At 71.1% G+C, this 11,050-nt stretch carries 10 protein-coding genes, 2 pseudogenes and 1 CRISPR repeat array (1 of these 13 cut by a window edge); of the genes and pseudogenes, 5 read left to right on the top strand and 7 right to left on the bottom strand.

All coding sequences use genetic code 11. From position 1 onward, the window contains the following. Window positions 1–657: direct repeats of the CRISPR family, unit length 29 nt; unit sequence CTGCTCCCCGCACCCGCGGGGATGGTCCC (it extends 165 nt beyond the left edge of the window). Between the two features lie 480 nt (window positions 658–1,137). After that, entirely contained in the window at window positions 1,138–1,602 is a 465-nt protein-coding gene (locus tag SSQG_RS30820; protein ID WP_078506953.1) for an ATP-binding protein, read from the bottom strand. An 85-nt stretch (window positions 1,603–1,687) separates the two neighbouring features. On the opposite strand from SSQG_RS30820, the gene SSQG_RS30815 reads away from it, so the two are divergent. Together SSQG_RS30815 and SSQG_RS30810 are read left to right on the top strand one after the other, a co-directional pair. Then, window positions 1,688–2,521: a helix-turn-helix domain-containing protein gene (locus SSQG_RS30815; protein ID WP_039935547.1), complete on the top strand. Its 834-nt coding sequence runs from the start codon at window positions 1,688–1,690 to the stop codon at window positions 2,519–2,521. Next, window positions 2,518–2,775 carry a DUF397 domain-containing protein gene (locus tag SSQG_RS30810; protein ID WP_003993858.1) on the top strand — a complete coding sequence of 86 codons (258 nt, stop codon included), beginning with the start codon at window positions 2,518–2,520 and terminating at the stop codon, window positions 2,773–2,775. The genes SSQG_RS30815 and SSQG_RS30810 overlap by 4 nt, the downstream gene beginning before the upstream one ends. On the opposite strand, the gene SSQG_RS30805 is transcribed toward SSQG_RS30810, so the two are convergent. Next, window positions 2,746–4,293: a carboxylesterase/lipase family protein gene (locus SSQG_RS30805; protein WP_039933995.1), complete on the bottom strand. Its 1,548-nt coding sequence runs from the start codon at window positions 4,291–4,293 to the stop codon at window positions 2,746–2,748. The two genes, SSQG_RS30810 and SSQG_RS30805, sit on opposite strands and share 30 nt — an antisense overlap. Before the next feature lie 258 nt (window positions 4,294–4,551). Between SSQG_RS30805 and SSQG_RS30800 the strand changes: the two genes are divergently transcribed. The 3 genes from SSQG_RS30800 (at window position 4,552) to SSQG_RS30790 (ending at window position 7,359) form a co-directional block, all read left to right on the top strand. Then, window positions 4,552–5,136, top strand: coding sequence for a DinB family protein (locus SSQG_RS30800; RefSeq protein WP_003993856.1), 585 nt, complete (start codon window positions 4,552–4,554; stop codon window positions 5,134–5,136). Window positions 5,137–5,541: 405 nt separating this feature from the next. Continuing rightward, window positions 5,542–6,585 (top strand): LacI family DNA-binding transcriptional regulator, encoded by a 1,044-nt coding sequence (locus tag SSQG_RS30795; protein WP_003993855.1) that lies wholly within the window; start codon window positions 5,542–5,544, stop codon window positions 6,583–6,585. Between the two features lie 372 nt (window positions 6,586–6,957). Beyond that, entirely contained in the window at window positions 6,958–7,359 is a 402-nt protein-coding gene (locus SSQG_RS30790; protein ID WP_003993853.1) for a VOC family protein, read from the top strand. Here SSQG_RS30790 and SSQG_RS30785 read toward each other — a convergent pair. From SSQG_RS30785 to SSQG_RS30765, 5 genes and pseudogenes are all read right to left on the bottom strand, one after another. Continuing rightward, entirely contained in the window at window positions 7,342–8,028 is a 687-nt protein-coding gene (locus SSQG_RS30785) for a helix-turn-helix transcriptional regulator (RefSeq protein WP_003993852.1), read from the bottom strand. The two genes, SSQG_RS30790 and SSQG_RS30785, sit on opposite strands and share 18 nt — an antisense overlap. Window positions 8,029–8,091: 63 nt before the next feature. Next, window positions 8,092–8,298 (bottom strand): hypothetical protein, encoded by a 207-nt coding sequence (locus SSQG_RS30780; protein ID WP_003993851.1) that lies wholly within the window; start codon window positions 8,296–8,298, stop codon window positions 8,092–8,094. A gap of 217 nt (window positions 8,299–8,515) precedes the next feature. Further along, the gene (locus SSQG_RS30775; RefSeq protein ID WP_003993850.1) at window positions 8,516–9,346 is read right to left on the bottom strand and encodes a glycoside hydrolase domain-containing protein; all 831 of its coding nucleotides are present in this window, start codon (window positions 9,344–9,346) and stop codon (window positions 8,516–8,518) included. Window positions 9,347–9,573: 227 nt separating this feature from the next. Further along, window positions 9,574–10,287 (bottom strand): annotated as a pseudogene (locus tag SSQG_RS43565) (cupin domain-containing protein); the annotation flags it as partial. A 15-nt stretch (window positions 10,288–10,302) separates the two neighbouring features. Continuing rightward, window positions 10,303–11,050 (bottom strand): annotated as a pseudogene (locus SSQG_RS30765) (YihY/virulence factor BrkB family protein); the annotation flags it as partial.

Here is an 11,050-nt window from a genome sequence, read left to right as displayed (position 1 = left end):
GATCGAAATCCCCGATTCCTGCTCCCCGCACCCGCGGGGATGGTCCCGCGATCTCGTCGGTCTCGAAGTACCGCTCCTCCTGCTCCCCGCACCCGCGGGGATGGTCCCCACGAGTGGCTCGTAACGAACGAAGGGGCCGCCTGCTCCCCGCACCCGCGGGGATGGTCCCCCTCCCGCCCCGAGGCACAACACGGTGGACGGCTGCTCCCCGCACCCGCGGGGATGGTCCCGAAGCCTGGCTGAAGGACCTCGGGAACCCGCACTGCTCCCCGCACCCGCGGGGATGGTCCCGCCAGAAAGGGGTGGAGGGGCCTGAGACCTCACTGCTCCCCGCACCCGCGGGGATGGTCCCACCTGCACGTCGGGCGCGAGGGTCGGACCCGGCTGCTCCCCGCACCCGCGGGGATGGTCCCCTCAACGACCAGCGGGCCATCCAGACCCGGCTCTGCTCCCCGCACCCGCGGGGATGGTCCCTCCAGCTTCAGGTGCCGCGCCTTGACCGGCCGCTGCTCCCCGCACCCGCGGGGATGGTCCCTGGGGGTGGACCACCATGCCCAGCAGGAACGGCTGCTCCCCGCACCCGCGGGGATGGTCCCGCTCATTCCTCGAAAACCTGCTGGCGTCCGATCTGCTCCCCGCACCCGCGGGGATAGTCCCACGGCCAACGTGTGCGCGCGCCGCGTGCGCCGCTGCTCCCGCACCCGCGGGGATGGTCCCCCGAGCCGCGAGTTGATGCGGACCACCTGCCGCTGCTCCCCGCACCCGCGGGGATGGTCCCGGAGCCACCGCGTGAGACCTGAGATGCTGACCCTGCTCCCCGCACCCGCAGGGATGGTCCCACCAAAGACTCGCGGGACCTGTTGGACCGTCTCCCGTGGCCTGCGCTGCCTCTCAGGTTCCTTGTCCCTGATCCCCGGCCGGACATGAACCTTCCTGAGCCGTGGGGTCGCCGAAATCCGGGCCTTCCTCATTGCCGGGTTCCCCGCCGGGACCTGGGGGACGAACTGTTATCTCGTCGCCCCCAGAGTTGACGGGCCGCCGTGACGTAAGGACCGGGCAGCGGCCCACAGGGCCGCCGACGCGGCCGGGTCAGCCTCGAGCTTGGCGACCAGACGCGCCCGGTCGGCCGTTGAGGAATCAGCGGTGACCAGGACCCGCGAACTCACACCACACGATCTTGCCTGGGTGTCGCAGCCCCACGCCCCACTTGTCCGCCAGCTCCGACACCAGCAGCAGTCCGCGTCCGCCCTCGCGGGGTTCTCCCTCGTCCTGCCGCGGCAGCATCGGCACACCGCCGTCGCCGCTGTCGTGCACCTCGATCCGTACGCCGCCGCCCTCGCCGTACGGCACGAGCCTGAGCAGGAAACCCCGGCCGGGCGGCACGCCGTGCACCAAGGCGTTCGTCGCCAGTTCGCTCACGCACAACAGCACGTCGTCGGCCCGCCCGCACTCTCCCCAGTCCCGCAGCGCGTCTCGCGCGAACGTCCGTGCGGCCGGTACGGACTGGCGCTCCCGGCGGTAGAACCGCTCGCGCGGAGAGGGGGGTTGGTGCAGGAGTGGAGTTTCGTCGTTCACGGGACGACAGTCACACTCCGTGGCCATCATGAAACAGAGCGCGCATCCGTACAGCTGCTTTGTACGAGTGCGCGACGGTGAAAGTACGCGCACGGGTGGGGAGTTCGCCGCCATGAGCACCACGACACGGTCACGACGGTCACGCAGGAACGCCTCGGCGATGAAGATGGTGGGCGCGCTGCTCGCCCTCTTCCGGGAGGCCGCCGGGCACACGCAGAGGTCTCTCGGGGAGATCTTCGTCGTCGGCGAGCAACAGATCGCGTCGATCGAGCAGGGCCGACGGCCACTCAAGCCGGATCTCGCCGAGCAGCTGGACCAACTGCTGGACACCAAGGGGGCTTTGGTGGCTGCGCTGTCGGAGATGCCGGAGGTGGATCTCATCCCGCTGTGGGCGGAGGAGTACCTGGATCGGGAGCGGGAGGCTATTGCGATCTCCTGGTACGAGGGCCTCGCCGTGCCCGGCCTGCTTCAGACGGAATCATATGCGCGGGCGGTCTTCCGAAGCCGCGTTCCTGTGTACGACGAGGACCAGATTGAGCAGTTGGTGGCAGCTCGCATTGAGCGTCGAGAGATCTTGCACCGCAAGGTGCCACCCACGACGAGCTTCGTCATTTGGGAAGCAGCGCTGCGGGACCACCTGGGCGGGGATGCGGTGTACGTCGAACAGGTACGGAGGTTGCGCCAGTACGTAGAAGTCCCCGGCATCACGCTCCAGATTCTGCCGCTGGGCCGCACTTCGCACGCCGGGTTGGATGGCCCATTCATTCTCCTGGAGACCCCCGAGCACCAGCGGCTGGCCTACATGGAGACCCACCGAGGAAGCCAACTGATCGCCGACCCCGACGGGGTGGGGATCCTTACCCAGAAGTATGCGATGCTGCGAACACAGGCCCTCAACACGGAGGAGACGAGGGCCATGTTGGACCGTCTTCTGGGAGAGCAATGAGCGGCACCGCACTTGAGTGGTTCAAATCGAGCTACAGCGGCAGCGAAGGCGGCGCCTGTCTCGAAGTCGCCTACGCCTGGCGCAAGTCCACCTACAGCGGCGACGAGGGCGGCAACTGCCTCGAAGTAGCCACCCACCCCTCCGCCATCCACATCCGCGACAGCAAAACCCCCACCACCCCCCACCTCACCGTCACCCCCGCCGCCTGGACCGCCTTCCTCTCCTCAGTGCCGACGGAGCCGTCGCAAGGCTGACCGGGACGCCGGTGTGAGTTCCTCAGAGGGCGGGACCGCGGCCGTCGCCCAGAGGGCGAGTTCACGGTCCCGTGGGCCGTACGCCGTGTAGGCCAGGCCGTTCTCGGCGTCCGGGGCGCGGTCGCCGAAGATCCGGACCGGGTGGGACGCGTCCCAGCGTTCCCAGCCCGGGTCGCCGTCCGTGGCGAAGCGGACCCACGCCGCGTGCATCGCGTCGGCCAGCTCCTGCGGCGCCCCCTCCCCGGCGAGTTTCCGGGACTCGGGCGCCTCCCCGGTGTCGAAGACGAAGCCGAGCTCCAGGGCGTGGCAGGCACCGAGGGCGGGGAGGTTCGAGGGCCAGGCGAACTCGTAGACGTACGAGGGTTCCGTACGGGCGTCGGCCAGGTGGTGCAGGGGGATGCGGAGCAGGTGGTCGGTGACGAGCTGGCCGACGGTCTCCGCCGTGCTCGCCCCGGGGTGCAGGGCGCGGTAGCCGCGCGGGACCTCGCTGCCGCAGTGGCAACGCGCCATGGCACCGGCCAGGGCGACGGCTCCCAGGCGGTCGACGCGGTCGAGGAGGCCACCGGGGACCAGCCAGAGCCGGTACTCGTCGCGCGTCCAGCCCATCAGCAGCTCCACACCGGGCGCGGCGCCGTCCGTGAGGGCCTGAAGGGGGTCACGCGGGACGACGTCACCGTCGATGACGAGGCCGAAGGCGGGGCCGCCGACGACCGGGCTGCTCAGCCGGCCCACCTCGGCCTGGGTGCGCAGCAGCAGGTCGCGGTCGACGGCGGCGAAGGCCTCGGCGGTGGCGGGGATCTTCAGCCGGGAGGCCATCCGGCGGACCATGCGCCGTACCTTGGCCCGGTCGGACGCCTCGGGCGGGCCGCTCTGGAGGATGGCCCGGCGGACCAGCCCTTGCGTCTGGGGGGCGGCGATGAGGGCGCCGATGCTGATCGCCCCGGCGGACTGACCGAAGAGGGTGATGCGGCCGGGGTCGCCGCCGAAGGCCTCGATGGCCTCGTACACCCAGGTCAGGGCGGCGATCTGGTCGCGCAGGCCGGGGTTCGGGGGCGTGTCCGGGAACAGTCCGTAGCCTTCGACGCCGAGTCGGTAGTTGATCGAGACGCAGACGACTCCGTCGCGGGCGAAGGCGTGGCCGTCGTAGACCGGGACGGCGGAGGAGCCCCTGGTCAGGGCGCCGCCGTGCAGCCAGACCAGGACGGGGAGGCGGGCTCCGGGGTCGGGTTGCGGGGTCCAGACGTTCAGGTTGAGGCAGTCGTCGCCCGGCACGACCGGGTCCGAGAGGTAGTGCGCGAAGGCGTCGGAGTACGGGGGCTTCGGCGGGGTGGGGCCGAAGGAGCCGGCCTCACGGACACCGTCCCAGGGTTCCAGGGGTACCGGCGGCCGGAAGCGGCGGGGGCCGAAGGGGGGCGCCGCGTAGGGGATGCCGCGGAAGACGGCGACTCCGTGCTCGTAGCGGCCCCGGAGGGCGCCGTAGGGCGTGCTCGCCACGGGGTCTGCCTGGACTGCCGTCATAGGTCCACCAGCCTCCTCACCGCGCTCGTGCACCGTGAAGATCAGAGCAACTCATTGTGGCCCGATATTCCGGTGCGCGAGCGGGTGAGAGGGCTGTTCGGCGTACCCGTCACTCGGCGTACACGGTGGCACTGCGTACACGGTTACTTCGCGTACATCAGCGTGCCGAACCCATGCCCGGGCCTCGGCTCTGCCGGCCGTTGCGGACGTCGTAGGGGATCTTGAGGCCACGAGCACCCCATGGCAGGCTCATGCCGCATGATCGATGAATTCGCGAAAGACAACCTGCACGCGAGACTGCGGCGGGACCGCAAGGCGCTGCTCTGGAAACTCGACGGCTTATCCGAATACGACGCCCGCCGGCCTTTGACAGCGACCGGGACCAACCTCCTCGGCCTGGTCAAACACGTGGCCACCGTCGAGGCCAGGTATTTCGGCGAGGTCTTCAACCGCCCTTTCCCGGAACCGCTGCCCCGGTGGCAGGACTACGACGGCAGCGATCTGTGGGCGGCCGAGGACGAGACCCGCGATCAGATCATCGGGTTCTACCGGCGCACGTGGGAACACTCGGACGCGACGATCGACGAGCTTCCCCTCGACGCCCCCGGCCACGTGCCGTGGTGGCCGGAGCCTTACCCCAACACGAACTTGTTCGCCATCCTGGTCCATGTCCTCGGCGAGTCCATCCGGCATACCGGGCACGCCGATATCCTGCGCGAAGGCCTCGACGGCCGGACCGGGGTGCGCGCAGAACACGAGCAGCAGATCGACGAGGAAGCCCGTGCGGCCTACTGCGCGAGGATCGAACAGGCCGCCAGGTCGGCCGCACCTGTCAAGGCTTAGAGGTCGTCTCACGTGACGTGATGTTCGTGCGGCATGATGCCGGGCGTGGGCGCTGATCTAACGAAGCGTCTGGTTCGTGACGAACTCTGGGGATCGGCATCACTCCCCTGCTGCTCCTGCTCGCCACCCTGGACGTGTGGCTCGCCCTCGCCGTTCTCCTCTGACTCCGGCGCGGCCGGACCGGCGCGCTTCATCCGGACCTGACACTCAAGCCGTGGGCCCTTGTTCGAGGTTTCGAAAGTTTTGACCGGCGGGAACCGTGAATTCACTTCCGTCTTCCCGCCGTCCGGCGCCCCACCTAGAGTAGGAAGCGCTTTCTGCCCGGTCGGGACTCCGGACCGCCGTGAGCAGCGCTGGTCGAAACTTTCCACGGCCCTCGGGCGGGCCGGAGAGGTGGGTTCTTCGATGGTCCGTACGGCGAGTGCGAGCGTGGCGGCCGGTCCGACGCTGGCGGTCGTGGCCCGCGAGGCGGGGGTGTCGGTGCCGACCGCGTCCAAGGTGGTCAACGGCCGCGAGGACGTGGCGCCCGAGACCCGTCGCCGGGTCACCGAGGCGCTCGACCGGCTCGGTTACGTGCGCAGACCCCGCTTCGACGCGACGAAGGCACCCCGGCTCGTCGACCTGGTCGTGCACTCGCTAGAGAGCTCGTGGTCGGGAGCGGTGCTGCACGGGGTGGAGGAGGCGGCGCACGACGCGGGCCTGGAGGTGGTGGTGTCGGCGGCGCTGACCCGCAACCGGGCCGGGCGCCCGGAGCGCGGCTGGCTGGACAAGCTCGTCGCCCGGGGCTCCTCCGGCGTCCTGTTCAACCTGGCCGAGCTGAGCGGCTCCCAGTACGCCTGGCTGGAGCAGCACCGCATCCCCTACGTGATGATCGACCCGGTCCAGGAGCCCCCGGAGGGGGTCGCGTCGGTGGGCGCGGCCAACTGGCAGGGCGGTCTGACGGCCACCGAGCATCTGCTGTCCCTGGGGCACGAGCGCATCGCCGTCATCGCGGGGCACCGGCGCACGATGTGCAGCAGTGCCCGGGTCGCCGGTTACCGCTCGGCGCTCGCGTCGGCCGGTGTCCGGCACCGCGCCGACTACGTGCGGCACGCCGGCTTCGACGAGGGCCGGGCCCGCCGCCGCATGCTGGAACTCCTCGACCTGCCCGAGCCGCCGACGGCTGTCTTCGTCTGCTCGGACCGGATGGCGCTGGGGGTGTACGAGGCGCTGGCCGAGCGGGGGTTGAAGGTCCCGCACGACGTGAGCGTGGTGGGTTTCGACGACCTGCCCGAGGCCCGCTGGGCCTCCCCCGCCCTGACCACGGTCCGCCAGCCGCTGTCCGAGATGGCGGCGACGGCGCTGCGGTCGCTGCTGCGCATGATGGACGGCCACCAACCGGAGAGCACGCGCACGGAGTTGTCGACGCGGTTGGTGGAACGGGCGAGTACGGCGGCGCGGCGGGTGTAGGGCGGCGTCCTCCTCGCGGGCGCGGACGGTCGGCCACGCGTTCACGTTGCACGGAAATGGTCGCGTTGACCTGGGGCCGTAGGTGGGGCCGTTGCATGAGAGCGGGCCCCACGTCACAGGGGCAGGGGGGCGTGTCGACCGGGGGGGGATGCGTTCGCTGTTGTTCGGCATCTCGTTCGGCAAGGCCGATCCGGCTGCTTCCGTGAACACCTTCCGCATGGGGCGGGTCCCGCTCGAGCGGAGCGTGGTGCTGCACGGAACCCCAGGAGTCCTCGACGAGCGGTCGTCCGCAGAACGGTAGGCGGCACCCGGCGGCCCGCGCTGTCCGATTCCTTCAAGACCGGCCCGCCAGGCCCTGCCTACGGTGGCCGCATGACCGCACGATTCAACGCCATCGGCCTCGTCGTCTCGGACATGGCCGCTTCCGTGACCTTCTACCGCCGGCTCGGGTTCGCCTTCCCGGAAGGCTCCGAGGACCAGCCGCACGCCGAGGCCGAGCTGCCGGGCGGGCTGCGGCTGCTGCTCGACACCGAGGAGACGGTCCGCTCGTTCCACGCCGGGTGGCAGCCGCCCACCGGCGGGGGCCGGTCCTCGCTGGCCTTCCTGTGCGACGGTCCCGAGGAGGTGGACAGGGTGTACGAGGAGCTGGTCGGCGCCGGTTACCACGGCGAGCTCAAGCCCTGGGACGCGTTCTGGGGGCAGCGGTACGCGGTGGTGGCCGACCCGGACGGCAACGGCGTCGACCTGTTCGCTCCGCTACCGGCCGCCCAGTAGGGCACGCACCGGTACACCGGCCAACTCCTTGACGTCCCGGGCCAGATGAGCCTGGTCCGCGAACCCGGCCCGGGCGGCCGTCTCCGCGAGCGGCACTCCGGCACGTGCGAGCGCGAGGGCGCGCTGCATCCGGAGCACCCGGGCCAGTGTCTTGGGGCCGTAGCCGAAGGCGGACAGCGAGCGGCGATGCAACTGCCGGGCGCCGATGCCGAGTTCGTCGGCGGTCGCGGCGACCGGGCGGCCCGCGTCGAGGGCGGCGACGACCTGCCGGAGCAGTGGATCAGGGGGGCCGGCGTCGGACGCGCATGCCAGGGCCACCTCCTCCAGCCCGCTCGCCGGGTCCGTAGCCCTGTTCACCCGGGCCGTGAGGCGCCGTACCTCCGAGGCCGGCCACAGGTCGGCGAGGGCGACCCGACGGTCACGCAGCTCGTGCGCGGGCACGCCGAGGAGGGCGGGCGCGGTGCCCGGGTGGAAACGGATGCCCGCCCAGCTGCTGGGCTCGCCCTCGGTCAGGTACGCGTGCGTGTCCGGGCCCGCGACCAGGAGCCGGCCGTCGTTCCAGAGAAGGTCCATACAGCCGTCGGGCAGGATGCGTCCCGCCCCGCCGCCGGCCGGGGTGTTCGTCCACAGGACCGCCCCGGCCAGCCGGGACGCCCTCTGCGTGTACATGAGTGAGAGGCTACGCCGTCCGGCCCGGGTGAGGGCCCTGGGGAGCGAGCGCCTGTCGCGGCACTAGTCGCCGTCGTCGCCACTGCTCCGGTTTCCGCTCCCGCGGCCGGCCTTCCTGGCGGTGTGCAGCAGCTCGCCCGCGGCACGCGTCACGGCTGCCACGACACGGACCCAGCGAGGCCCCCCGCGCTCGGCCCAGACCACACAGACGCACCCCCCGATGACGAGCACCAGGACACCGAGCAGTACCAGAACGGCCACATCCCCCACCTCTGCATTCGTACGGCTGTTCTGATTTTCTCACGCCAGGAAAAGATTCGGCGCGACGTGCACGCGCGGCACAGCGAACCTTCCTTTCCCGCTGCCCGACATGGCCGGTGCACCTTTGGTGAGGCTGGTCCGGTCGCGGCTGACGGCGGACGGTGAACACCCCCTGGGCGTGGCCCGGCCGTTCGGTCGGCGGCGTCAGCGACCCGGCCCCGTACGCTCAGCCGATGATCGCGACAGGCGCGTCCCAGGCGTTGCGGTCGACGGTGATGGTGTGGCCGCTGCGGGTCTCTTTGCTGTTGACCATGTACTGGTGGCCCCGGCTGTGGTCGGTGAACAGCTTCGGGTCCCACGGCCAGTCCTTGGTGGTGGTCGCCTGCTTGTCCCACAGCGCGTACCAGAGGTTGCCCGGCAGGTCCGTCTTGTTCGCCGCGGTGGCGATCGCCTTGGCGCTGGAGCTGCTGAATCCGTAGTAGCCGGCGCGGTACGTCTTGGCACGCAGCGTCTTCGTGAAGGAGCGCACGTAGGTCAGCACGGCGTCGTTGCACGCCTTGTCGGCGATGTCGTACGGCTCCATGTCGAGGTAGATCGGGCTGCCGGCCTTCATGCCGAGGGCCGACGCCTTCGCCACCGCGTCGGTGGCGTTGCGCGCACCGAGGGAGGCGGCGGTGGAGGCGGTGAACTTCTCCGGGTTCCCGCCGGTCTGGCAGGGAGGCTGGGCGCCGACGTAGAGGGGGATGAGCTTCCAGCCCAGGGAGTTGACGGACTTCACCCACGACGCGGTCAGGTTGGGCTGGGCGCAGCCACGGTTCTTGCCGCCGATGTAGACGGCGGCGCCGCCGTAGAAGCCGTCGGTCTTCCATGCCTTCATGGCGGCGAGCGAGGGGGCGGTGCAGGTGTCGAAGGCACGGCCCGTGAAGGTCTTCTGCGCGGGCCAGGCGGTCGCGGCCATCGAGGTCTGAGCCGCGATTCCGGCGCCGGCGACGACAACGGCGCCGGCCGTTGCCCATGCGATGTAGCGCCCCTTCTTGGACAGCCGGTGACCGGCCATTCCCCACCCCATTCGAAAGGCGGCCCCCCGGGCCGCCGCTGATGTTCTGTCCCCCACGAGCGCGAACGTGACCGCACCTCATGATGTGCGGTCACATCGAAGGTGCCTGACGCAGCGTGTGTAGCTCCGGTGTTCGAAGCAACACGCACTTTATCCGAGCTTTGACCGTGTCCGTACAGCACCCGGCTTCACACTCGTACGCCGGCTACGCCGCCCGCCCCCCGGTCGAGCGTGTCGTCGGAGTCGCGGAGGCGGTCGGCGGCGAGGGCGAGGCGCCAGCCGGTGAGGTAGCTCATCGGGGGCTCGCCGACCAGCGCGGTGAAGCGGCGGGCGAGGGCGGCGCGGGACACTCCGGCCTTGGCGGCGAGCGTGGCGATGGTCCACGGGTACGCCGGGTCGTCCTGGAGCAGGCGCAGGACGCCCCCGACGACCGGGTCGGCGAGGGCCTTGTACCAGGCCGGGGCCTCCGCCTCGGGCCGGGCGAACCAGGCCCGCAGCGCGGCGATGACCAGCAGGTCCAGCAGCCGGTCCAGCACGACCTCCTGGCCCGGCTCGTCCCGGACGATCTCCTGCGAGAAGTACGGCGTGAGCGGGCAGTCCCACACGTCGGTGGTGAGGGTGAGCAGCGGCGGCAGCGCGTCCAGCAGCCGGCCGCTGATCTCGCCCCGCATCGGGTAGGTGCCGATCAGCACCACGGTGGCACCGTCGAGCCGGTTGCCCCAGGTGCGCACGCCCAGGTCCATGGAGCCGTTGAGGGGGCGTCCGTCGGGGTAGCGGCACTCCTGGCCGGGCAGGATCAGCACCTGCGGTGCCGTGCCGGGGTCGTCGGCGCAGGTGTAGGGGTCCGGGCCGCGGGCGATGGCGAGGTCTCCGGCCCGCAGCCGCGCCGGCTCGCCCCCGTCGGGCAGGACGCAGGCGTCGCCGCGCACGACGAGCATCACACGGGAGCGCCGGCGTCACTTCTCGGCGGGCGGTGAGCCCTCCCCGTTGGCCTGGCTGTTGCCGCTCTTCGCGTGCGTGCTCTTCACATGGCTGCTCTTCACATGCGCGCGCAGCCGGGCCGAGACGTCCTCCGGCGGCAGGAAGCGGGACCAGCGTTCCGGGAACTCGGAGGGCATGTCGGGGTCGGCCTCCCCCTGGGCGGCGGCGCGGGCCACGTACTCGGCGACCTGTGCCTGCCGCAGCCGCTCGTTGGCCTCGCGGGCCGCGGCCGTGGCGGCGGCCGGCCAGACGCGGTCGATGGCGGCGTTGACCGCGGCCCCCACGAGCACCGCGAACGCGGACACACCGATCCACAGCAGCACGGCGACGGGCGCGGCCAGGGAGCCGTAGATCGTCGGGCCCTCGACGGTGCTGGTCAGGTAGATCCGCAGCAGGAAGCTGCCGAGCACCCACATGCCGAGGGCGACCAGCGCGCCGGGCACGTCCTCGATCCACGGGGAGCGGACGGGGACGGACACGTGGTACAGCGTGGTCAGGAAGGCGATCGACAGCAGGATCACCACGGGCCAGTAGAGGACCTGCACGACCGTCGTCGACCACGGCACGATCCGCACCACGGCGTCCGGCCCGGCCACCATCAGCGGCAGCGCGACCGAGCCGATCAGCAGGGCCACGATGAACAGCAGGAAGGCCAGCAGGCGGGTCTTGACGATGCCCCGGACGCCGTCGAGGGCCGTACATCACGGTGATCGTGTCGATGAA

It is taken from the genome of Streptomyces viridochromogenes DSM 40736 (assembly GCF_000158955.1).
GTDB lineage: Bacteria > Actinomycetota > Actinomycetes > Streptomycetales > Streptomycetaceae > Streptomyces > Streptomyces venetus.
The sequence above is the reverse complement of the archived record's forward strand: the minus strand, read 5'-3'. Positions and strand labels throughout refer to the sequence as shown.